Origin of the sequence: Paraburkholderia sp. BR10923 (genome assembly GCF_040948765.1) — a bacterium.
GTDB lineage: Bacteria > Pseudomonadota > Gammaproteobacteria > Burkholderiales > Burkholderiaceae > Paraburkholderia > Paraburkholderia youngii.
Genome location: NZ_JBFPKO010000011.1, coordinates 187,591 through 209,435, shown reverse-complemented (window position 1 = coordinate 209,435; position 21,845 = coordinate 187,591). Strand labels below are relative to the sequence as shown.

Sequence of the window (21,845 nt, the reverse complement as noted above, 5' to 3'; positions counted from 1 at the left end):
GAGGCCTCGAGCGACCGGCACGCGCGCGTGATTGACATGCTTTGAGAGCCGGCGTATTTGCCTGATTTATTTGGTGCGACGCCCGGCAACATTGCGAACGAAACAGCGCGCTGGCTGACCGGCCGCCCCGGCCGGACTCGGACACCTCCATTCCATTTGCCGATCTTTAGAAATGAAATTTGATTGGTTCTGTTGCCCCTACCGCCTGGCTCATGATCGCTTCTGATGGCTATAGACGGTTTGCCGCGCTGTGGCGGCACTTTCCATCACCAAGGAGGCGACATGACAGCAGTACTCGAACAACGACCGGTCCACGCAGAGCTCGAGACGGCACGCGAAAAGGCGGCAACGGCAGGGCTCCCTTATGCCGGCGGCGTCGCGCCGCAGGACGCATGGGCGCTTTTTTCCAGTGGCGCTGCGCTGCTGGTGGATGTGCGAACGGCAGAGGAGCGCAAGTTCGTCGGCCATGTGCCGGGCACGGTGCACGTGCCGTGGGCGACGGGCACGAGTCTCACGCGCAATCCGCGTTTTGTGCGCGAGCTCGAAGCGAAAACTGGCAAGGACGCGGTCGTTCTGCTTTTGTGCCGCAGCGGCAATCGCTCGGCGCTGGCGGCCGAAGCGGCGGCCAAGGCGGGCTTCACGCAGGTTTTCAACGTGCTGGAAGGTTTCGAAGGGGATCTGAACGACGGCCAGCATCGCGGCGCAGTGAATGGCTGGCGCTTTCACGATCTGCCGTGGGTGCAGGACTAGCGCGGGCTTGTTGGCGCCTTCGGGGATGCGCGCGCTTCGCGCGACGAGGCGCAGCCTGACGAGCCGCGTGCCGGTCATCAATCACAGGGAGCATGGCAGTGGCGGCATTCGATATCGACGACATCGCCGGATCGTTACAAACGGTCCGGCAACAATGGCGTGACGTGCAGCGTCGCGCGCTGGAGCCAGGCGGCCGCGATTTGCCGTCGCGCGACGCACTCGCAACCGTCATCGACGCGCTGAAGGGCGCGCTGTTTCCAATGCGGCTCGGGCCGCCCGACCTGCGACAGGAAAGTGAAAACTTCTACGTCGCGCACGCGCTCGATGCAGCGTTGAACGGTCTTCTGGCGCAGGCGCGGCTCGAACTGCAATACGCGGCACGACGCGAAAGAATCGATGGCGAGGCGATAGAAGGCCGCGCGATCGAAGCAATCCGCGCATTCTCGCGGCGCCTGCCCGCGATTCGCTCGCTGCTCGACAGCGATGTGATCGCGGCGTACCACGGCGATCCCGCGGCCGGCAGCGTCGACGAGGTGCTGCTGTGCTATCCCGGCGTGCTCGCGATGATCCATCATCGGCTCGCTCACGAACTCTATTGCCTTGGCCTGCCCTTGCTCGCGCGGATCGTCGCTGAACTCGCGCATGCGCAAACCGGTATCGACATCCATCCAGGTGCGCGAATCGGCTCGGGCTTTTTCATCGATCACGGCACCGGTGTCGTGATCGGCGAGACCTCCGTGATCGGCGAGCGGGTACGCGTGTACCAGGCGGTGACGCTCGGCGCGAAGCGCTTTCCGCTCAACGAAAACGGTCACCCCGAGAAGGGGCTTGCGCGCCATCCGATCGTCGAGGACGACGTCGTCATCTACGCGGGCGCGACGATTCTTGGCCGTGTGACGATCGGACGTGGCGCGACGATCGGCGGCAACGTGTGGATCACGCACGATGTCGCGCCGGGCTCGCACGTCAGCCAGGCGGTACTGCGCAGTGAGTCGGCGCGAGCGGCGGCGCCGGCCGCCAACGCGATATCGGCGGAGGTACCGGGATGACAGCACTTGTGCGCGACTTCGGGGCGACGGTGCGGTCCTTGCGCGAAGCGCTGTCGTGGTCGCAGGAGCAGCTTGCCGAGTTTGCGGGGCTAAACCGGTCGTATGTCGGCGAGATCGAACGGGGTAGTGCGATCGCGTCGATCGTTACGGCCGACAAGCTGGCGCGCGCGCTCAACGTGCCGATCGCGACGCTGCTGTGCGCGCCGCCGACGGCCGAGGCGTCCGCGTACGAGCAGGGCGCCGCGTCATCCCGGCTTCCCGCCTGATCGTTGCGCTCCAGGATTGAATCCGCAGTGCTTCACGGGCACAGGTAAGCCGCGTCGCGACGGGAAGCAGGGCCCGTTGCACGCGTGATGATGGCTATAGCATGTTGAGCCAGTATTTGAGTCTCCTGATAATTCCCTGCCGTCATAAGCATTCCCGTTTTTCTTCTATAAACCCTGGAGCCTTCGTATGTCGACGTCAGCGAGCGGCCAGACCGCGCTCGGCGATAACGCAGCACGGCAATTAGCCAACGCCACTAAAACAGTCCCGCAGCTTTCCACCATCACGCCACGCTGGCTGACCCATCTGCTGCAATGGGTGCCCGTCGAGGCGGGCATCTATCGTCTGAACCGAGTGAAGGATCCGGAAGCCGTTCAGGCCGCCTGCACCGCGCGCGAAGACGAAAGCACGCTGCCCACGACGTACGTTCCTTACGAGGAAAACCCACGCGAGTACTTCCTCAATGCGGTCAGCACGGTTCTCGACGTGCACACGCGGATCTCCGATCTCTACAGCAGCCCGCATGATCAGATCAAGGAACAACTGCGTCTGACGATCGAGACGATCAAGGAAGTACAGGAAAGCCAGCTCATCAACAATCCGGACTACGGTCTGCTTGCGAACGTCGATGAAGAACAGCGCGTATTTCCGCTGACGGGCGCACCGACACCGGACGATCTCGACGAGCTGCTGACGAGAGTCTGGAAGGAGCCGGCGTTTTTTCTCACGCATCCGCTCGCGATCGCGGCGTTCGGCCGCGAGTGCACGCGCCGTGGCGTACCGCCGCCGACGGTCAGCCTGTTCGGCTCGCAGTTCATCACGTGGCGCGGCATTCCGCTGATTCCGTCGGACAAGGTGCCGGTCGCCGATGGCAAGACGAAGATTTTGCTGCTGCGTGTCGGCGACAAGCGTCAGGGTGTGGTCGGTCTCTATCAGCCGGGCGTCGCCGGCGAGCAGGGGCCGGGGCTGTCGGTGCGTTTCATGGGCATCAACAACCAGGCGATCGCATCGTATCTGATCTCGCTGTATTGCTCGCTCGCCGTTCATTCACCCGATGCGCTCGCAGTGCTCGACGACGTAGAGATCGGCAAATACCATGACTATCCAGACACCTACCGGTAGTCCGCTCAGCGCGGGGGCATCGTCAGCGGTGCCGCCGTCCGTGTTGCCGGCGGGACTGCCTGATCCGGCGCTGCTCGCACTCCTCGCGACCGAGTTCTTCAGCGCGTTGCCGGGCGGCGCGCCCGCACCGGACGTGTCGGCAGGTAGCGGCGCGGTTGGCGGAGTCGCATCGGCGTTGCCGGCGGCCGCGCCGATTCTGTCGTCGCTCGGCAATCCGGCTCCGGCGGGTTCGCCGCTCGCCGGTCCCGGTGGCACCGGCACGGGTGTGCCAGGCCTGTCATTGCCGCAAGGCAAGGTGCCGGGTGCGAATTTGCTGCCTTCGGCGCCCACGCATGTGCTGTCGCTCGTCAACCGCGCTCCGGCACTGGTGCCGCATGCGACCGCGCAGAACGGCCTGCCCGACAATGTCGCGACGATTGCGCCCGCGCTCGAGCCGCGCGCCGGCGGAACCGCGCTCGGCGTGCCGCCGGTGCTGGACGGGGCGCCAGGCGCTGCGGGCAGTGCGCAGCAGCCGTCCGCGTCATCACGGCCACCCGCGCAAGATCGCGTGGCGTCCGCCTCGCCCTACTATTTCATGCAGGCGCCGGCGCATGGCTGGTCGCGTCCCGATCAGCAGATCGCGTTGCCAGCGAGCGGCGCTGCCGCACCCGGTTCATTCGGACTTCCTCGCGAGGACGAGTTGCGCGAGTTGCTGTCGATTCATCGCTTCGCGCCGGTTGACGATCCGCTTGGCTTGCCGCGTGGCGGCGCGCCGTACTTCGTCGAGGGCACGCAGGGCAACGCCGATTCACGCGCGCTCGCGGCAGGCACACCGGCAGGCCGCCCGCCGTTCGACGTCAACGCGATTCGCCGTGATTTTCCGATTCTTCAGGAGCGCGTGAACGGCAGGCAGCTGATCTGGTTCGATAACGCGGCGACGACGCAAAAACCGCAGTCCGTGATCGACCGGCTCGCGTATTTCTACGCGCACGAAAACTCGAACATCCATCGCGCCGCGCATACGCTCGCGGGCCGTGCGACGGATGCCTACGAAAACGCCCGCAGCACGGTGCAGCGCTTCATCGGCGCGTCGTCGCCGGACGAGATCGTGTTCGTGCGCGGCACGACCGAGGCGATCAATCTGATCGCCAAGTCGTGGGGCGTGCAGAACGTCGGCGCCGGCGATGAGATCGTCGTGTCGCATCTCGAACATCACGCCAATATCGTGCCGTGGCAGCAACTCGCGGCGCAAACGGGCGCGAAGCTGCGCGTGATTCCCGTCGACGATTCGGGGCAGGTGCTGCTCGATGAATACCGCAAGCTGCTGAACGACCGCACGAAGATCGTTTCGGTTACCCAGGTATCCAATGCGCTCGGAACGGTGGTGCCGGTGCGCGAGATCGTCGAACTCGCGCACCGGGCTGGGGCGAAGGCGCTCGTGGACGGCGCGCAGTCGGTCTCGCACATGCGCGTCGACGTGCAGGCGCTCGACGCCGACTTCTTCGTGTTCTCGGGTCACAAGATCTTCGGTCCGACGGGCATCGGCGTGGTCTACGGCAAGCGCGCGATTCTCGACGACATGCCGCCCTGGCAGGGCGGCGGCAACATGATCGCCGACGTGACGTTCGAGCGCACGGTGTTCCAGCCGCCGCCGAACCGCTTCGAGGCAGGCACCGGCAATATTGCCGACGCGGTGGGACTCGGCGCCGCGCTCGACTACGTTGAGCGCGTCGGCATCGAGAATATCGCGCGCTATGAGCACGATCTGCTGGAGTACGCGACGCATGCGCTCGCGCCCGTCCCGGGGGTGCGGCTCGTCGGTACCGCGCGCGATAAGGCGAGCGTGCTGTCTTTCGTGCTGAAGGGATACGAAACCGAAGAGGTTGGGCGTGCGCTGTCGCAAGAAGGTATCGCGGTGCGCTCGGGACATCACTGCGCGCAACCGATCCTGCGTCGTTTTGGACTGGAAGCGACGGTGCGTCCTTCGCTGGCGTTCTACAACACGTGCGATGAAGTGGACGCGATGGTGTCGGTGATTCGCCATCTGTCCGCACGGCGGGCCTGAACGGTTCTGCACGGCATCAGTCGTTCTCTTACGCGAGGCATGGCGCCGACTGGCGTCGTGCCTCGCGCCTCCTGAAGCGACATGGAAGCGGTCTCGAACTTCATCCCCGTTTCGCCCGACGATCGTCGGGCCTACTCTTATTTCCCGCCGCCCGCGACGCGGGCAGGGCAGGCATTTCTGATTCTTTAAGTGCGCCGGTTTTCCTGCACGGCTTGCATCCTGCGTCAGCATGCTTGCGGCCGTTATGGCAGACATGGCCATCGCTGTATCCTCAGTTGCCCACGGGGTTTGTGCAGATTCGCGTGGTGCGCGCCGCACACAGAAGGCACAGTGCATTTTCATTGCAGACACGCGAATAACGTAAGCGCAAATCGGTTGTTATCTGCGGCAACCCGCGTCCCTATACTGGCACGCTGTCCTGTCGATGAACGTCGACGTCTGGCACACGTTTGCCGGTCTGCCTGTCCAGCATGAGGAACGACGAATGCCTGCATCCGATCAGCGGAACACCGCTGCTGACGAGCGACTTCACGCCGCGCTCGCGTCGCTGCCCGCGCTAGCGAGCACCATCGGAGAGAACGCCGCGTCGCGGGAAGCGCGGCGCGAATTACCGTTCGACGGTTTCGCATCGTTGCGCCGCTCCGGTCTCGCACGCCTGCGCCTGCCGTTCGAATGGGGTGGCCTCGGTGGTTCGCTCGAAGACGAGTTCGCGGTCATCGCGACGCTTGCGGCCGCGGACAGCAATCTCGCACACGCGCTACGCATCCACTTCGATCAGGTCGAAGCATTGATGCTGTCGCCACGCACACCATTCAACGAAACCCAGATACAACGCATCGCCGATGGTGCGATTTTCGGCGGCGCCTCGACGGAACTGGGCACCGCGCGCCCCGGCGAAATCACGACCCGGCTGCGCCGCGACGGTGCGCACTACCGCCTGAGCGGCCGTAAGTACTACGCGACCGGAACGGCGTTCTCCGACTTCGCGCGCCTGAACCTGCAGGACGAGAACGGCGACCCGGTGCTCGCGATCGTACCGGTGAAGCGCGAAGGCCTGCGCGTGCTAGACGACTGGGACGGCATGGGGCAACGCATGACGGCGAGCGGCAGCCTCGAATTCGATGAGTTACTGGTTCGCGACGACGAAGTGACACCACGTGTGCAGACGGCGCTGGTTGGGCGTCATGGCGGCGCGTTGCGGCAACTGCATCTGGTGGCGGTGGCGGCGGGCATCGTACGCAACGTCGTCGCCGATGCGAAGCATTACGTATTGCAGCATGGCCGTCCCGTGCTGCACAGCCCCGCGCCGTCCGCGCACGAGGATGCCTTCATCCAGCAGGCGATCGGCGACCTGGCAGCGCACAGCCATACGATCGACGCGCTCGTGCGCGATAACGCACGCGTGCTCGACCGCTCGGCGCGGGCGATCCGCGAGGGCGCCGCCGACGCCGACGCGCTCGTGCTGGAGAGCTCGATGGCGACTGCCCGCACGCAGCTCGTCGTCAGCAAGCTCGCGCTCTACGCGGCCGAACGGATGTTCGAGGCGGGCGGCGCGTCGGTCACGTCGCGCGTACACAACTTCGACCGGCACTGGCGCAATCTGCGCACGATCTTCAATCACAACCCGCTGCAGCACAAGGCGCGCGTGATCGGCGACTATGAATTGAACGGCGTGACGACCCACCTGACGGAAGGGCGTGTTTTCTAGCACGAGCCGTGAGGCAGGCAGATCCATCCGCAATCTTTGCGGCGACGAGATAGCGCCGCCAGTCTTCCAACAAGCTCGCGATCGAATTCGCAAGGAAACCTACAAAATGAGTCGAGACCTTCTGATCCTGCTGGAACCGGGCTTCACCGATCCCCGCCATCCGGGTGAGCGTTTCATATGTCCGCATGGCGCGCCGATCGAGGGGCTGCTCGCGAGCGACCCCGCGCGCGTCGCGCGGCTCGACCTGCTGCGCGTGCCGTTCGAGCGGCCACGCAAGGCCGTGATCGAAGCGCTCGATGAAGCGCATCAGGGGCTGCCAACGCTCGTATTTGGCGACGAGCTGCCCGCGCCTGCCGATGCCGAGTCGCTCGGTGAGCGGCGCTTCATCACCGATCCGCACCGCATCCTCGATCTGCTCGCCGAGCGGCACGGCTTTCCTAAAGTCCACTGAGCCAAAGCGAGGGAAATCGCCTATGAGTCAGCTTCCGGCACGCGCTGCACCGCGCCGTCTGCATCTGAACGTCAACATCCTGCACTCGGGTTTCGTGCCATCGGCGTGGCGGCTCGAAGAGGCCGATCCGCGAGCGTTCATCGATGTGGACCACTACGTTCACGTCGCGCGGATCGCCGAGGCGGGCAAGCTCGACGCGGTATTCCTCGCCGACAACGCGGCGATCGTCGATCAGATCGACTTCCGCCCGATCACCGCACTCGAACCGACAGTGCTACTCGCCTGCATCGCCGCGGCGACGACTCACATCGGCGTGATCGGCACCGCCTCGACCAGCTACAACGAGCCGTACAACATTGCCCGGCGCTTTGCGACGCTCGATCACGTCAGCAACGGCCGGGCCGGCTGGAACGTCGTGACCACCGCCGATCTGCCGTCGGCGCGCAACTTCGGCCGCGACGCGGTACCGAACCATGCCGAGCGTTACGAGCGGGCCGCCGAATTCACCGAAGTGGTGAAGGCGCTGTGGGATAGCTGGGAAGACGACGCGTTCGTCGGCAACAAGTCCGGTGGCCGCTTCGTCGACGTGTCGAAAGTGCATCCGATCGCGCATCGTGGCCGTCACTTCGAATCTCGCGCTGCCCGGCGCCGGCAACGGCAACTACTACACCTTCTTTCACGCGACGCTCGCCGAGGCGCGCCGTCACGGCCGCACCGTGCGCGAGCTGATCCGCTCGCTGGCGGGCGGCACCGGCCACCGGGTGATGGTCGGCACGCCCGAGCAGATCGCCGACGACATCCAGCGCTGGTTCGAGGGCGGTGCCGCCGATGGTTTCAACCTGATGCCCGACGCGCTGCCCGGCGGATTGCGCGATTTCGTCGATGGCGTCGTGCCGATCTTGCAGCAGCGCGGCATTTTCCGCAGCGAATACGAAGGCACGACGCTGCGCGAGCACCTCGGACTGAGCCGTCCACACAATCCGCAACGCTGGCGCGCCAGCGCATAGAGTTGCGCCGCCTCGCCGCCTGATCAACGACTTGTACAGACCATGAGCCAACGTAAAGGACATCTGCGCCTCGGCGCTTTTCTCTATCCGACCGGACATCACATCGCCGCGTGGCGTCATGCGGACGCGCATGCGGATGCCGGCCGCGACTTCCGCCACTACGTGCAGCTCGCCAAGGCTGCGGAAGCCGCGAAGTTCGATCTGGTCTTTCTCGCCGACGGCTCGGGCACGCGCGGCGACAATGTCGATTTCCTGAGCCGCACCGCGCATAGCTATGTGGCCCAGTTCGAGCCGATCACGCTGCTTTCGGCACTGGCCGCGTTGACCGAACGTATCGGCCTCGTTGGCACCGCTTCGACGACCTTCAACGAGCCGTATCACATCGCGCGCAAGTTTGCGTCGCTCGATCACATCAGCGCAGGGCGAGCTGGATGGAATCTCGTCACGTCGTCGAGCGCGCACGAGGCGAAGAACTTCGGCTTCGACGAACATCTCGCGCACGCGCGGCGCTACGAGCGCGCGGTCGAATTCGCGGAGGTGGTCGACGGCCTGTGGGACAGCTGGGACGAGGACGCGTTCGTGCGCGACAAGGCCGCGGGCCGCTACTTCGAACCGGCGAAACGCCATGTGCTCGATCATCGCGGCGAGTTCTTCAACGTGCGAGGACCGCTGAACGTCGAACGCTCGCCACAGGGCCGGCCGGTCGTCGTGCAGGCCGGGTCGTCGGAAGCGGGAAAGGCGCTCGCGGCGCGCACCGCGGAAGTCATCTTTACCGCGCAACAGACGCTCGACGATGCGGTCGCGTTCTACGCGGACGTCAAGGGCCGCCTCGCGCAATACGGTCGCGAGCCCGACGACCTGAAGATCATGCCGGGCGTGATGCCGATCGTCGGCGAGACCGAGCGCGAGGCGCGCGAAAAGTTCGATGCGCTGCAGGCACTGATCGACCCTGCGGTCGGTCTCTCGCTGGTATCGACGCTGACCGGCGGTTTCGATCTGTCGGGCTATCCGCTCGACGGGCCGATTCCCGAACTACCCGAAACGAACGCGAGCAAGAGCCGCCAGTCGCTGACCCTCGAACTGGCGCGGCGCGAGAACCTGACGATCCGCGAGCTTTATCTGCGCGTGGCTGGCGCACGCGGGCACTGGCAACTGGTCGGTACGCCGCAGCAGATCGCCGATGCGCTCGAGGAGCGTTTCGTCAACTACGGCGCCGACGGCTACAACGTGATGCCAGCGTTGCTTCCCAACAGTCTCGACGACTTCATCCGGCTCGTGTTGCCGGAATTGCGGCGCAGAGGTCTGTTTCGCCACGAATACGAAGGCCGCACGCTGCGCGAGCATCTCGGCTTACGCCAGCCGGTGTCGCGCTACCAGCGTGAGGCCGTGACGGATTGAATCAGGATCGGGGCAGGGCGCACGAAGCGGTTGCGGCTTGGCCCCTCAAAACAACGCGCCGCGCATCGACGGTCGCGATGCGCGGCGCGTTGCGCCGACGCCTCGCGGCGTCAGCAGGCTCGAGCAGTTCGATTAGTAGTCAAAGCCGGGACCGCCGGCTCCCGGCCCCGCCGGCGACGCAGCCGGTGCCGCATGTTTCGGGGCTTCGTGCACGGTGGCGTCGGTCGTCAACAGCAGGCTCGCCACGGAGGCGGCATTCTGCAGGGCCGTGCGCGTGACTTTGGTCGGATCGACCACCCCGGTTTCGACGAGGTCGCCGTATTCGCCCGTGGCCGCGTTGTAGCCATAGTTGCCGCTGCCTTCGGCCACCCTGGCGACGATCACGCTCGCTTCCTCGCCCGCATTGGCGACGATCTGGCGCAACGGTTCTTCGAGCGCGCGACGCACGATGTTGATGCCGGCGTTCTGATCCGCATTCGCGCCTTGCAGCGCGGCGATCGCCTGTTTCACGCGAATCAGCGCGACACCGCCGCCCGGAACGATACCCTCTTCGACAGCGGCGCGCGTCGCGTGCAGCGCATCGTCGACGCGGTCTTTCTTCTCCTTCACCTCGATCTCCGTCGCGCCGCCCACCTTGATCACGGCGACACCGCCCGCGAGCTTGGCGACGCGTTCCTGCAGCTTTTCACGGTCGTAGTCCGAGGTGGCTTCCGCAATCTGCGCGCGAATCTGCTTGACGCGAGCCTCGATGCTGACCTTCTCTCCGGCGCCGTCGATAACGGTGGTGTTTTCTTTGCCCACCTCGATGCGTTTGGCCTGACCGAGTTCGGCGAGCGTCGCTTTTTCGAGCGTCAAGCCGGTTTCTTCTGCGATGACCTGGCCGCCGGTGAGGATCGCGATGTCTTCGAGCAGCGCCTTGCGGCGGTCGCCGAAGCCGGGCGCCTTGACCGCGACCGTCTTCAGAATGCCGCGAATATTGTTGACGACGAGCGTCGCGAGCGCTTCGCCTTCGACGTCTTCGGCGATGATCAGCAGCGGCCGGCCGGACTTTGCGACCTGTTCGAGGATCGGCAGCAGATCGCGGATGTTCGAGATCTTCTTGTCGTGCAACAGCACGAATGGTTGTTCGAGTGCGGCGAGCTGCCGGTCCTGGTCGTTGATGAAATAGGGCGACAGATACCCGCGGTCGAACTGCAGACCTTCCACGACGTCGAGCTCGTCTGCGAGCGACTTGCCGTCTTCGACGGTGATCACGCCTTCCTTGCCGACCCGGTCGATCGCTTCGGCGATGCGCTGGCCGATCGATTCTTCGCCGTTCGCGGAGATCGTCGCGACCTGAGCGATTTCCTTGCTGGTGGTCGTGGGCTTGCTGATCTTCCTGAGCTCCTCGACGGCCGCGATGACGGCCTTGTCGATGCCACGCTTCAGATCGAGCGGATTGAGGCCCGCCGCAACGTATTTCTGGCCCTCGCGGACGATCGCCTGCGCGAGCACGGTCGCGGTTGTCGTGCCGTCGCCCGCCGCGTCGCTGGTCTTCGACGCCACTTCCTTGACGAGCTGCGCGCCGATGTTCTGCAGCTTGTCGGCCAGTTCGATCTCCTTCGCGACGGACACACCGTCCTTCGTCACGACAGGGCTGCCGAAACTGCGTTCGAGCACGACGTTGCGGCCCTTCGGCCCAAGCGTCACTTTCACCGCATTGGCGAGCAGGTTAACGCCTTCAACCAGTTTGGTACGCGCGATGTCGCTGAAAGCGACTTCTTTGGCTGCCATGTTTGCTTTCTCCTCAGATTTGAACGACTGCGACGATATCTTCCTCGCGCAGTACCAGCAGTTCGTTGCCGTCGACCTTCACCGCCTGGCCCGCGTACTTGCCGAACAGCACGCGATCGCCGACCTCCAGATCCGGTTCGACGCGCTTGCCGTCGTTACCGCGGCGGCCGGGGCCGACGGCGAGGATCTCGCCTTGGTCGGGCTTTTCCGCGGCGCTGTCGGGGATCACGATTCCCGACGCCGTGCGGGTCTCCTGATCAAGACGCTTGACGATCACGCGATCATGTAAAGGGCGTAGGCTCATCTGTTGTTTCCTTCCTCACAGGTTGCTATTGGCATTGCGCTCCACGGCGCCAGACTCAGGAAGTTAAGTCGGCGCCGGTGCAAATCCAACCAATGTTTGCGCATATGAAAAGCACGCGAGGAAGGAAATCGATTCGTCCGTACGCAGCGCATCAGGCATAAAGCGCCTGCGTACGGCGGGCTTCGAACGTCGCTGCTGTCGGGCTGCAATTTGAAATCGAGCTGTCGCCAGGCAGCCTCAGCGCAACCGCATTACACTGGCGCGACCCTGTTCTCGATGGATACCGGTTCATGTCACGTCAGCTTCGCCTTGGCGCCTTCATGCGCCCCACGACCATCCACACCGGCGCATGGCGCTACCCTGGCGCCTACCCCGATGCCAACTTCAATTTCGGACATCTCAAACGTTTTGCGCAGACGCTCGAGCGCGGCCGCTTCGACGCGTTCTTCATGGCCGACCACCTCGCGGTGCTCAACATGCCGCTAGACGCGCTCAGGCGCAGCCACACGGTGACCTCGTTCGAGCCGCTCACGCTGTTGCCCGCGCTAGCGGCGGTCACCGAGCGGCTAGGTCTCGTCGCGACCGCGTCCACGACCTTCGACGCGCCGTATCACGTGGCGAGGCGGTTCGCGTCGCTCGACCATATCAGCGGTGGCCGCGCCGGCTGGAATCTCGTGACGACATCGAATCCGGACGCGGCGCTCAATTTCGGCCTCGACGAGCACGTCGAACACGACGAGCGCTACCGGCGCGCCCGCGAATTCTTCGATGTGGTCACGGGTCTGTGGGATAGCTGGGCCGATGACGCGTTTATCCGCGACACGGCGAGCGGAACATTCTTCGACCCGCAAAAGCTGCATGTGCTGAACTACAAAAGCGCGAACTTCTCGGTGCGAGGACCGTTGAATATTGCTCGGCCGATTCAGGGCTGGCCCGTGATCGTGCAGGCCGGTTCATCTGAAGCTGGACGGCAGATCGCCGCGGAAACGGCCGAAGTCGTGTTCACCGCGCAAACCACGCTGGCCGATGGAAAGCGTTTCTACGCCGACGTAAAAAGCCGCATGGAGAAACTCGGCCGCTCCCGCGATCACATGAAGATTCTGCCGGCGGCCTTCGTCGTGGTGGGCGAGACGCTCGACGAGGCGCGCGAAACGCGCGAGCGGCTCGATACTTTCGTGCATTACGAGAGCGGCATCGCTTCATTGTCGATCGCGTTGGGACACGATGTGTCCGGTCTCGATCTGGACGGGCCACTCCCGGAAATTCCCGAGACCAACGCAAGCCGTACCGCGCGGCAACGCGTGGTGGAATGGGCTCAGCGCGATGGCTTGACGATCCGTCAGCTCGCGCAGCGCATCGGCGGATACTCCGGGCTGGAGATGGTCGGCACTGCCGGGATGATTGCTGATCAGATGGAGCAGTGGCTGCTGGAAGAGGGTTCGGACGGATTCAATGTGATGTTCTCGCATCTTCCGGCGGGCCTCGACGATTTCGTCGACAAAGTCATTCCCGAGCTGCAGAGACGGGGGCTGTTCCGGCGCGAGTACGAAGGCAAGACGCTGCGCGAGAATCTTGGGCTGCCAAGGCCTGAAAACCGGTTCTTTTCCGCGTGAGGCGGCTCGCGCGCAGCCGCATCGGCAGGCGGCCCGCGCGAATATGTCGGCCGCTACCTGGCCGCCAGCGCGGGCTTGCTGCCAAGCAGCGCCCACTGCCCATTCTCGACGACGAGGTTGACGCTCTTCACGCCGATCACGCGTCGCGTCGCCGGGTCGAACGTCGCCTTGCCGAACACGACGCTCGGCACGTCATGCAGCTTCGGCAGCGCATCACGCACGCCGCGTCGATCTGGTCCGCCCGTGCGCAACGCATAAGCGGCAATGATCGTGGCGTCGTAGGCGAACGCATTGAAGGCGTCGGGCTCGTGATGGTACTTCGCTTCGAAGTCGCGAACGAAGCGCTGGACTTCAGGGCTGCGGTCGCCGGGGAAAAAGCTCGTGTTGGTGGTCACGCCGTTCACGGCGTCACCGCCGAGTTCCATGAATTTTGGCGAGTACACCGAACTCGCCGCCACGATCGGCAGGGTGATGCCGCTCGTGCGCGCCTGACGCACGATCTGCGCGCCGTCCGAGTAGTACGAAATCAGCACGAGCGCGTCGGGCTTGGTATCGCGCACACGCAGCAGCGTCGCGCGAAAATCCTTGTCGGTGGGCTGGTAGCCTTCGGCCGCGATGACCTGCGCGCCGCGCGCGGCTGCCGCCTTCACGAAGACGTCCTTGCTGGCGCGACCCCAGTCGGTGTTCTGGAACAGCACGGCGACGCGCCTGAAGCCCTGTTTGACGGCCAGATCCGCGAGCAGCGGCTGCGCGTCCGCCTGGCTGACCGACGGGCTCCAGATGAAGTCGCCGCCCTTCGTGAAGTCCGGATGGGAGTTGGTGAAGCCCAGCTGGACCAGGCCCGCGCGCTGATAGATCGGCGAGGCCGCCATCGAAGCGGGGCTCGAGAAGTCGCCGAGTTCGATCAGGATGCGCTTGTCGTCAACGAACTTCTGCGCGATCGCGACCGCCTGGCGCGGATCACTCTGACTGTCTTCAAACACGTACTGCAGCGGATGGCCGTTGATGCCTCCGTCGCGGTTGATTTCGTCGAGCGCGAGGTCGAAGCCGGCTTTCCATTGCGCGCCGTATTGCGCGTTGGGACCGGTCAGCGGTCCACTGACGCCGAAGAAAACCGGCTCGCCGCTGGCAGGTGCCGCGGACGAAACGGCGGAAAGAGAGAAAGCGATTACCGCGCCGGCGAGCGTGAAAAGTCGCCGGTGCAGCGCGGAGAAACGCGAGGCGTACATGACAGATTCTCTCGAAGTGAGTGGGACTGCAAGTCTCTAATGCATCGCATCGTGCGGCAACGAAGCGATTGTCATATCCATTCGCTGGGCACCGCACTGTTGCGAAGTCGATGCCGCGGCGGCCCCGGTCAGGCCGGAAACACTGGTTCGCCCAACGTCAGCATCAAACGGTTGGCCCAGGCGAAGATCGCAATCGCGTGACTGAGATCGAGAATCTGCGTATCGTCGAGTCCCGCGCGGCGCAACGCATCGAGCGATTCGGCTGTGACCGCCTGCGGATGCAGTGTGAGATTGATCGCGTATCGAACGATCGCGCGCTCCCGTTCGGTCGTACCCGCCGTTTCAGGAGCGACGAAGATCTGCTGGATGACGTCCTCGCGCTTCGCAAGTTGCTGGAAACGCTGCGCATGCACCGACGCGCAATACACGCATCCGTTGACACGCGAGACCACCGTGCTCGCGAGCTCGCGCTCCGCTCGCGACAATCCGCCCGGCGCATACATGATGCTATTGAACGCGCCTGATCGTTGCCGCAGGACTTCCGCTTCGTGAACCAGCAACAGGTAGTAATCGGAAGTCTTCGCTTGCGGGTGGCTCGCTTCGAGTACCGCAGTCTGCTCGGGCGATGCCTGTTCGAGCGCGACCGTATCGAGCCATGCGGACCAGCCGAGGGTTTGCGTCGTAAAGCCGTGATCCGAACTCATGCTCGTGCCTCCAATGCGCGCAACGCGGCGACGACCCGCACCTGGTACGTCACGAACGCGACGAGTTGCGAAAGCGCGACGATGGCGCGTGTCGTGAGGCCAGCCGCTTGTAACGTCGAGAGCGCCGGTTTGCCGGTCGCGGCGGGGCGCAGCGTCAGGGCTTCCGTGTGAAGCAGGATCGCGGCGAGCCGCTGGTCGGTCTTCGCGATCGACGCGAGCGCAACGGCGCGTTGCCCGGCGATCGCATCGAGTCGCGAGTTCGTCGTTTCGGTCTGTGCGTCAGCAGCGCTCGCCAGTGCCAGCAGCCGCTCGCGATACGCGAGCGCCATCTGCTCAGCGTTCGATAGCAACGCGGCATCCCAGGCCGCGTAGAGCCGCTCGCGAAGAGTCAGATCGGTGACCTCGGTCGAGAACAGCGCATCGTGACTGCCTTGCGTATAACGCGTCGCGTCGCCGCGGAACGCGCGCAGCGCCGCAGTCGCACCGTCGGGTGACAGTCCCGCGAGTTGCGCGACGAAGTCGTCGGTCGCGGCGGCCGATACAGAATCAGCGGATGAAGACATCAGGTGTGGGTCCATTAAAGGGCAGGGGTGTCGGCGGGCACGGTGCCGGCAGCGGCATCGGCGTCGTCCCATTCGTCTCCCGCGAGTTCCGCGGTGTCGAAAGCTCGCAGCGCCGCGTAGTGCGTATCGCGGTCGGCGTCGAACAGCATTGCGGCGATCGCGCGCGCGAGCCGCTGCGCGCCGTCGCTGATCGCGGGGATGTCGCCGGCGACCTTGCCGTGCGTCAGACTGGCTGCGTGATTGAAGCAGTGAATGCGCGCGAGCGCCGGGCAGGCCCCGGGAACGCGTTCCTGGAAGGCGAAGTTGCGGTCGAGGTCCGGCGAGCTAGCGAGTTCTTCGTTCGACAATTCCGCCGCCGGTGTAAAGCGGTCGCGCCAGCGGCGCACGTGCGGCGCGATGGGCGCAAATTCGTCGCGCGTGTCGATTTCCGAGTGAAAGCCGGTCGCGAAGATCAGGTAGTCGAGGGTGTATTGCCCTCGGGGCGTGTCGACGACGATCGTGTCGCCTTCGTGGCGCAAACCCGTCAGCGGACTCGCCAGGTGCAGATGAGCCTGCGCGTGAGCGGCGACCCGCAGCACGCTGTCGCGCGGCGGTGGGGCCTGCGTTTGCGTCGAATAGTGCAGGAAGCGCCATTTCCACGCGTCGGGCAGATTCGCGAAGCCATGAACGAGGCCAGGACTGCCGATGCCGGTCAGCTTGTTGATGCGCGGGAGCGCCGCGCGACGCACGAACAGGTCGACTCGTCCAGCCCCCGCCTCGAGAGCGCTAGCGGCGTTATCGAACGCGCTTGCGCTTGCGCCGATCACGCCGACACGTTTGCCGCGCAACGCGGCAAAGTCGATCGGATCCGACGAGTGTGCGCGCAGATGACGCGGAACGTCGCGGGCAACCTCGGGAACGTACGGGCCGCCGAGGCCCTCACGGCCGGTTGCTAGCACGACATGGCGAGCGAGCACGGTTTCGCGCTGTGCTGCGCCGCTGTCGTTGGCCGGGCCATGCAACAGCGCAAGCTCGATCAGACCATCGCTGCGCGTGCGCAGTTTCTCGACGCGCGTGTCATTGCGTACCGGCAGATCGAGCACGCGCCGATACCAGCGCAGATAGTCCATCCATTGCGCACGCGGAATCTTGTAGAGCGCGCTCCATTGCTCGCGGCCGAACTGGGCTTCGTACCAGGCGCGGAACGTTAATGCGGGCAAGCGCAGCGCGGGTCCGGTCAGTTGTTTGGGAGAGCGCAGTGTCTGCATCCGGGCGTAGGTGACCCACGGGCCTTCCTGGCCGGCCGGCGCCTGATCGAAGAGCCGCTGATTGTCGATGCCGAGCAGGCGCAATTCGGCGCTCGCCGCGAGCCCAGCCATGCCGGCGCCGATGATGGCGACATCGAGCACGCGCTGCCCGTCGGAGGTCCGTGCGGGAACCCAGGAAGGCGCGGGCAGCTCGAGCCAGCCGAGGTCCTCGCGAAGCCGCGCTTCAAGCGCGGCGAGTCCTGGAGCCGCGTGGGGAGGAGTCGTTGCGCTCATGCCGGGGCTCCGATGTCGCGGTAAGTGAAGGAACTGGAATGCAGGGTAGGGGCCGCGCTATCCGTGCGATCGTGAGCAACCAGTGCGCCATGCCGTGACGCCGCGTGACGCACGGACCCAGGCAGAAGCATCCGCGAGACCTCCGCGAGCGATTCGATCATCGCGTTCACTTCAACGCTGCGAGGCAGGCCGGACAGTGTGACGACGCCATAGAGGAACGGAATCGCCACATCGAGCGGTCGGACTTCGACGTCCGGGAGGCGCATGCCGAAGGCAGTCACCGGATCGACGATTGCGACTCCCAGTTGTTGTTGCGCGCCCATCATCGCGTTCAGCGATGCATTCGTTTCGAGCGCGACGTTAGGCGCGACGCCAGCCTCGTCGAATGCGCGATCGATCCGGCTGCGCAGACGATAGCGGTTTGCCAGCGTGGCGACAGGCTGGGCGGCGAGGTGCGCGAGCCGTAGCACGGCATCTTGCGCGAGCGGGTCGTTCGGATGCAGCACCGCGACGCATGGCGCCTCGATGATGTAGTGCACGTCGAGCGCAGCATGGTCGAGCGGCAAAGTCGCGATGCCGATGTCGGCCGAACGTGACAGCAACGCCTCCGCGACCTGCTCGGCGGACGCGCTGCGCAGCTGCGTGTCGAAGCGCGCGCCTGCTTGCGCGAGCTTCGCCATTGCGCGTGGCGCCAGTGCCGCAGCGAGTGCGGGCGTTGCGACGACGCGCAATGGCATGACCTCGTCGCGGCCGATTGCCCGCGCGCTGGCCTCGATAGCGGCGAGGCCGATCAACGAGCGCTCGACTTCGCCGTACAGCCGGAACGCACGGCTCGTCGGTGTGACACGAGGTCCTTTGCGTTCGAACAGGGCGTAGCCGATCTCATGTTCGAGATCCTGGATGGTTCTCGTGACGCCGGGTTGCGAGCGGCCGAGCAGGCGCGCGGCGCCGGTCATGCTGCCCGTCGACATAACCGCCGAGAATGCTTCGAGTTGATGCAGCTCCATGCGATGCCTCATCCATGTGATGGGTGCATTTTAGGAGCGCCTGAATGCGCAATTCTTATAATAAATTCCGCTATGCAATTGACGAAAGTTACCGTGAGCGGCTGCTTGCGCGCTTCGGGGCGATCTGCTCGCTACGAAAGTGATTCGCGAAAAAGTGCTTTAAATGAGGGGTTTTCGCAGCAGTCGGCCATCTCGAACACGCTCTCGTAAAGAACATCAGCATTCACCTTCACAAGCTTTGCAAATGCAATGGAATAAGCTTCGTCGCGCATCTTCGTTGGCCCGCGTCCGCGCAACATGGTTACATGGCCTCACTCAATTCCAAGGCGTGAGACCTGTATGTCGATTCTGCGGAACAACAAGCGCGGTGCGGCCAGCACACTGCGTCACCTCGCCGGCGCGCTGGCGCTCGCAACCTGCGGCGTGATGCCCGTGGCGCACGCGGCCGATCCGTACTGGGTCGGCGTGACCGGACCGCTCAGCGGCCAGGATGCGCAATACGGCGAGCAATGGAAGCGTGGCTTCGATCTCGCGCTCGAACAGATCAACGGCAATGGCGGGATCGACGGCCATCCGCTCAGCTATGACTTCGAGGACAGCCGTAGCGATCCGCGTCAGGCCGTCGCGATCGCACAGAAGTTCGCCGACGACAAACGCATCCTGCTGGAATTGGGAGATCTGTCGAGCGGTGCCTCGATGGCCGCGTCGCCGGTGTACCAGCGCGCGGGTCTCGTGCAGTTCGGTTTCACGAACTCGCATCCTGACTTCACGAAGGGTGGCGACTATATGTGGAGCACGGCGATCAGCCAGGCCGAAGAACAGCCGCTGCTCGCGCACTATGTGACCAAAGGACTCGGCTTCAGGAAAATCGCCGTGCTCTATCTGAACACGGACTGGGGCCGCACCAGCAAGGACATCTTCGCGAAGGCCGCGACCGCGGACGGCGCGCAGGTCGTCGCGGCGGAAGCGTATCAACCGAACGAAAAGGATTTTCGCGCGACGCTCACGCGCGTGCGAAGCGAACAGCCGGATTCGATCGTGCTGATCTCGTACTATTCCGACGGTGCCCAGATCGTTCGCCAGGCGCGAGCGGCCGGTGTGAGCACGCCAATCGCGGCGGTCGGCTCGGTGTATTCACCGAAGTTTCTCGATCTTGGCGGCCCTGCGGTGAATGGCGTCTACACCGAATCGAACTTCTTCCCCGGCGATCCGCGTCCTGAAGTACAAAGCTTCGTGCAGCGCTACCGCGCCAGATACGGCGCTGATCCGGACACCTTCGCCGCACGCGCATACGACGCTATGATTCTGTCGGGCGAACTGATTCGCCGCTACGGCGCGGATCGCGCGGCCGTGCATGACGGCTTTACGAAAATCAACGACGTGCCGAGCGTGATCTTCGGCAAGTTCAAATTCGATCCGCAGACGCGCCGCGTGGCAGGCGCGAAGAATCTCGACCTCGTCGTGAAGGACGGCAAATTCGCTCTGTGGGATGGGGCGAGCGCCGTGCACACACCATGACCGCCTGGTTCGACTACACGATCAACGGACTGATCGTCGGAAATATCTATGCGCTGCTCGCTGTCGGCCTCGCGCTGATCTTCGGCGTGTCGCATCTGATCAATTTCGCTCACGGCTCCGTGTATATGGTGGGCGGCTTCATCGGCTGGCTTTGTCTGACGCGGCTCGGCTTGCCGCTGCCCGTGGCGCTCGTCGCGACCGTCACGGGCTGCGCGCTGCTCGGCATCCTGATCGAGCGAATCGGCCTGCGGCCGTTGCAGGGCGCGGCCCGTATCGCGCCGCTGCTCGCTACCATCGGTATCAGTTTCGTGCTCGACCAGCTCGCGCAGATCGTGTTCGGACCCGATCCACGTCCTGTGCCGAGTTCGCTGCCCGAGTGGACGCTGTCGATCGGCGGGGCCACCATCGGCTCGCTCGATCTGCTGATCGCGGCCATTGGGGTCGGCGCGGCGGGCGTGCTGTACGTGTTCCTGCGCTTCACGCGGCTCGGCTGGGCCGTGCGCGCGACTGCGCAGGATCGCGATGCCGCGCAGCAGATGGGCGTCAACGTGAACGCCGTGAATCAGGCCGTGTTTGCGATTGCCTGCGGACTCGGAGGCTTAAGCGGCTTGCTGGTCGGCATGTACTACAACAGCATCGATCCGGCGATGGGCTTTCAGGCTACGTTGAAAGGCGTCGTCGCCTTGCTGATCGGCGGGCTGGGGAACGTGCCGGGCGCGATTGCCGGCAGCCTGCTGCTCGGCCTCGTCGAGAGCTACGGGGTGGCGCTATTCGGCACCAGCTATCGCGACCTGTTCGCGTTCGTCCTGCTGCTGGTGTTTCTGGTGTGGCGGCCCAATGGTCTCTTCAGCGCGAGCCGCAGGTTGCCGCCCGAGCCGCTGACCGGCACGTTTCTGTCGAACCGCCGCGCGCTGCGCATTCCACCTCGCACGATCGTTGCGATGGTTGCGCTCGCATTCGCGCTGCCGTTCGTCGTGCCGTCGTCTTACGTGCTACAGACGCTGACCAACGGCTGGATCTATGGGCTGCTCGCGTTGAGCCTCACGCTCGTCGCGGGCACGGTCGGGCAGATTTCGCTGGGGCATGCGGCACTGCTCCTGATCGGCGCGTATGCGTCGGCGCTGCTGTCCGTCAACCTGGGTTGGTCGCCGGCGCTGACCATTCCGCTCGCCGGCCTCATTACCGCGGCGATCGGCACGGTGCTGATTTATCCGTCGTTCAGACTGCGCGGCCACTACGTGTCGATTGCAACACTCGGCATCGGTGAAATCATCGGTCTCGTCATCCTGAACTGGGACAGCCTGACGCGCGGTCCGGTCGGCATCACCGGCATTGCCCCGCTGTCGCTGTTCGGGTGGCAGTTGACGGGCGTGCGCGCCGTCTACTGGTTCACACTCGCGGTGCTCATGCTGCTCGCACTGCTGCAGGCGCGGCTCCTGAACTCGCACCTGGGCCGCACGTGGCGCGCGATCCGCGAGGACGACGTGGCGGCGCGCGCGTATGGCATCCGCCCCAATCGCTACAAGGCGATCGCGTTCGCCTGCGGTGGTCTCGCGGCCGGCATCGGCGGCGGCATCGCGGCGCATCTGTACAGCTATATCAACTATCAGACCTTCGACTCGCAAGTGTCGATTCTCGCGCTGACGATGGTGATTCTCGGCGGTCTCGGCAGCGTGATCGGCGCGATGGCCGGTGCGGTGGCGCTGATCAGCCTGCCCGAGCTGTTCCGTTTTGCCGCCGACTACCGGATGCTGATCTACGGCGTGATGTTGCTGCTGCTGGTGCGCTTCCGGCCACAAGGCCTGTTCGGATCGGTATGAC

Annotated in this window: 18 protein-coding genes and 1 pseudogene; 12 read left to right on the top strand and 7 right to left on the bottom strand. The window is 64.7% G+C overall.

The features are described from left to right. Positions 1–282 precede the first annotated feature (282 nt). The 9 genes and pseudogenes from AB3X94_RS22055 to AB3X94_RS22015 all read left to right on the top strand — a co-directional run bounded on the left by AB3X94_RS22055 (position 283) and on the right by AB3X94_RS22015 (position 9,793). Positions 283–750 (top strand): rhodanese-like domain-containing protein, encoded by a 468-nt coding sequence (locus tag AB3X94_RS22055; protein WP_176111058.1) that lies wholly within the window; start codon positions 283–285, stop codon positions 748–750. Positions 751–848: 98 nt separating this feature from the next. After that, a complete protein-coding gene (gene epsC, locus AB3X94_RS22050; protein WP_176111057.1) occupies positions 849–1,799 on the top strand; it encodes a serine O-acetyltransferase EpsC in 951 nt (316 codons plus the stop codon). After that, positions 1,796–2,065 carry a helix-turn-helix domain-containing protein gene (locus tag AB3X94_RS22045; protein ID WP_368612696.1) on the top strand — a complete coding sequence of 90 codons (270 nt, stop codon included), beginning with the start codon at positions 1,796–1,798 and terminating at the stop codon, positions 2,063–2,065. Before epsC ends, AB3X94_RS22045 begins: the two co-directional genes overlap by 4 nt. A 187-nt stretch (positions 2,066–2,252) precedes the next feature. After that, positions 2,253–3,185: a family 2A encapsulin nanocompartment shell protein gene (locus AB3X94_RS22040; RefSeq protein ID WP_176111056.1), complete on the top strand. Its 933-nt coding sequence runs from the start codon at positions 2,253–2,255 to the stop codon at positions 3,183–3,185. Continuing rightward, positions 3,160–5,229 carry a family 2A encapsulin nanocompartment cargo protein cysteine desulfurase gene (locus AB3X94_RS22035; RefSeq protein WP_368612695.1) on the top strand — a complete coding sequence of 690 codons (2,070 nt, stop codon included), beginning with the start codon at positions 3,160–3,162 and terminating at the stop codon, positions 5,227–5,229. Before AB3X94_RS22040 ends, AB3X94_RS22035 begins: the two co-directional genes overlap by 26 nt. A 484-nt stretch (positions 5,230–5,713) precedes the next feature. Beyond that, the gene (locus AB3X94_RS22030; protein WP_368612694.1) at positions 5,714–6,937 is read left to right on the top strand and encodes an acyl-CoA dehydrogenase family protein; all 1,224 of its coding nucleotides are present in this window, start codon (positions 5,714–5,716) and stop codon (positions 6,935–6,937) included. A gap of 106 nt (positions 6,938–7,043) precedes the next feature. Continuing rightward, positions 7,044–7,388, top strand: coding sequence for a DUF3088 domain-containing protein (locus AB3X94_RS22025; protein WP_368612693.1), 345 nt, complete (start codon positions 7,044–7,046; stop codon positions 7,386–7,388). 22 nt (positions 7,389–7,410) lie between these two features. Further along, a pseudogene (locus AB3X94_RS22020) lies at positions 7,411–8,395 on the top strand (LLM class flavin-dependent oxidoreductase). A 42-nt stretch (positions 8,396–8,437) separates the two neighbouring features. After that, positions 8,438–9,793, top strand: a complete 1,356-nt coding sequence (locus AB3X94_RS22015; RefSeq protein ID WP_368612692.1) for an LLM class flavin-dependent oxidoreductase — start codon at positions 8,438–8,440, stop codon at positions 9,791–9,793. Between the two features lie 132 nt (positions 9,794–9,925). Here the strand turns inward: AB3X94_RS22015 and groL are convergent, their stop codons facing one another. Together groL and AB3X94_RS22005 are read right to left on the bottom strand one after the other, a co-directional pair. After that, positions 9,926–11,566, bottom strand: a complete 1,641-nt coding sequence (gene groL / locus AB3X94_RS22010) for a chaperonin GroEL (RefSeq protein ID WP_368612691.1) — start codon at positions 11,564–11,566, stop codon at positions 9,926–9,928. A gap of 13 nt (positions 11,567–11,579) precedes the next feature. Continuing rightward, on the bottom strand, positions 11,580–11,870 hold the full coding sequence (locus tag AB3X94_RS22005; RefSeq protein WP_368612690.1) for a co-chaperone GroES: 291 nt from the start codon (positions 11,868–11,870) through the stop codon (positions 11,580–11,582). 290 nt (positions 11,871–12,160) lie between these two features. Here AB3X94_RS22005 and AB3X94_RS22000 point away from each other — a divergent pair, with 290 nt between their 5' ends. Next, positions 12,161–13,483, top strand: coding sequence for an LLM class flavin-dependent oxidoreductase (locus AB3X94_RS22000; RefSeq protein ID WP_368612689.1), 1,323 nt, complete (start codon positions 12,161–12,163; stop codon positions 13,481–13,483). Positions 13,484–13,536: 53 nt separating this feature from the next. On the opposite strand, the gene AB3X94_RS21995 is transcribed toward AB3X94_RS22000, so the two are convergent. The 5 genes from AB3X94_RS21995 to AB3X94_RS21975 all read right to left on the bottom strand — a co-directional run bounded on the left by AB3X94_RS21995 (position 13,537) and on the right by AB3X94_RS21975 (position 18,506). After that, a complete protein-coding gene (locus AB3X94_RS21995) occupies positions 13,537–14,712 on the bottom strand; it encodes an ABC transporter substrate-binding protein (protein WP_368612688.1) in 1,176 nt (391 codons plus the stop codon). A gap of 128 nt (positions 14,713–14,840) precedes the next feature. Then, positions 14,841–15,416 (bottom strand): peroxidase-related enzyme, encoded by a 576-nt coding sequence (locus AB3X94_RS21990; protein WP_368612687.1) that lies wholly within the window; start codon positions 15,414–15,416, stop codon positions 14,841–14,843. Then, positions 15,413–15,979: a CMD domain-containing protein gene (locus AB3X94_RS21985; RefSeq protein WP_368612686.1), complete on the bottom strand. Its 567-nt coding sequence runs from the start codon at positions 15,977–15,979 to the stop codon at positions 15,413–15,415. Before AB3X94_RS21985 ends, AB3X94_RS21990 begins: the two co-directional genes overlap by 4 nt. Positions 15,980–15,993: 14 nt before the next feature. Continuing rightward, a complete protein-coding gene (locus AB3X94_RS21980; RefSeq protein WP_368612685.1) occupies positions 15,994–17,499 on the bottom strand; it encodes an NAD(P)-binding domain-containing protein in 1,506 nt (501 codons plus the stop codon). Next, positions 17,496–18,506, bottom strand: coding sequence for a LysR family transcriptional regulator (locus tag AB3X94_RS21975; RefSeq protein WP_368612684.1), 1,011 nt, complete (start codon positions 18,504–18,506; stop codon positions 17,496–17,498). Before AB3X94_RS21975 ends, AB3X94_RS21980 begins: the two co-directional genes overlap by 4 nt. Positions 18,507–18,845: 339 nt before the next feature. Between AB3X94_RS21975 and AB3X94_RS21970 the strand changes: the two genes are divergently transcribed. Continuing rightward, the gene (locus AB3X94_RS21970; protein WP_368612683.1) at positions 18,846–20,024 is read left to right on the top strand and encodes an ABC transporter substrate-binding protein; all 1,179 of its coding nucleotides are present in this window, start codon (positions 18,846–18,848) and stop codon (positions 20,022–20,024) included. Beyond that, positions 20,021–21,844, top strand: a complete 1,824-nt coding sequence (locus tag AB3X94_RS21965) for an ABC transporter permease (RefSeq protein WP_368612682.1) — start codon at positions 20,021–20,023, stop codon at positions 21,842–21,844. The genes AB3X94_RS21970 and AB3X94_RS21965 overlap by 4 nt, the downstream gene beginning before the upstream one ends. The last annotated feature ends 1 nt before the right edge of the window (position 21,845 follow it).

Bases quoted from the DNA above. Each gene is read 5' to 3' on its own strand.
- AB3X94_RS21965 (WP_368612682.1), top strand. From the start codon at position 20,021: ATGACCGCCTGGTTCGACTACACGATCAACGGACTGATCGTCGGAAAT.
- AB3X94_RS21970 (WP_368612683.1), top strand. From the start codon at position 18,846: ATGTCGATTCTGCGGAACAACAAGCGCGGTGCGGCCAGCACACTGCGT.
- AB3X94_RS22055 (WP_176111058.1), top strand. From the start codon at position 283: ATGACAGCAGTACTCGAACAACGACCGGTCCACGCAGAGCTCGAGACG.
- AB3X94_RS21980 (WP_368612685.1), bottom strand. From the start codon at position 17,499: ATGAGCGCAACGACTCCTCCCCACGCGGCTCCAGGACTCGCCGCGCTT.
- AB3X94_RS22025 (WP_368612693.1), top strand. From the start codon at position 7,044: ATGAGTCGAGACCTTCTGATCCTGCTGGAACCGGGCTTCACCGATCCC.
- AB3X94_RS22015 (WP_368612692.1), top strand. From the start codon at position 8,438: ATGAGCCAACGTAAAGGACATCTGCGCCTCGGCGCTTTTCTCTATCCG.
- AB3X94_RS22030 (WP_368612694.1), top strand. From the start codon at position 5,714: ATGCCTGCATCCGATCAGCGGAACACCGCTGCTGACGAGCGACTTCAC.
- AB3X94_RS22040 (WP_176111056.1), top strand. From the start codon at position 2,253: ATGTCGACGTCAGCGAGCGGCCAGACCGCGCTCGGCGATAACGCAGCA.
- AB3X94_RS22035 (WP_368612695.1), top strand. From the start codon at position 3,160: ATGACTATCCAGACACCTACCGGTAGTCCGCTCAGCGCGGGGGCATCG.
- AB3X94_RS21995 (WP_368612688.1), bottom strand. From the start codon at position 14,712: ATGTACGCCTCGCGTTTCTCCGCGCTGCACCGGCGACTTTTCACGCTC.
- AB3X94_RS22005 (WP_368612690.1), bottom strand. From the start codon at position 11,870: ATGAGCCTACGCCCTTTACATGATCGCGTGATCGTCAAGCGTCTTGAT.
- AB3X94_RS22000 (WP_368612689.1), top strand. From the start codon at position 12,161: ATGTCACGTCAGCTTCGCCTTGGCGCCTTCATGCGCCCCACGACCATC.
- groL (WP_368612691.1), bottom strand. From the start codon at position 11,566: ATGGCAGCCAAAGAAGTCGCTTTCAGCGACATCGCGCGTACCAAACTG.
- AB3X94_RS21975 (WP_368612684.1), bottom strand. From the start codon at position 18,506: ATGGAGCTGCATCAACTCGAAGCATTCTCGGCGGTTATGTCGACGGGC.
- AB3X94_RS21985 (WP_368612686.1), bottom strand. From the start codon at position 15,979: ATGTCTTCATCCGCTGATTCTGTATCGGCCGCCGCGACCGACGACTTC.
- AB3X94_RS21990 (WP_368612687.1), bottom strand. From the start codon at position 15,416: ATGAGTTCGGATCACGGCTTTACGACGCAAACCCTCGGCTGGTCCGCA.
- AB3X94_RS22045 (WP_368612696.1), top strand. From the start codon at position 1,796: ATGACAGCACTTGTGCGCGACTTCGGGGCGACGGTGCGGTCCTTGCGC.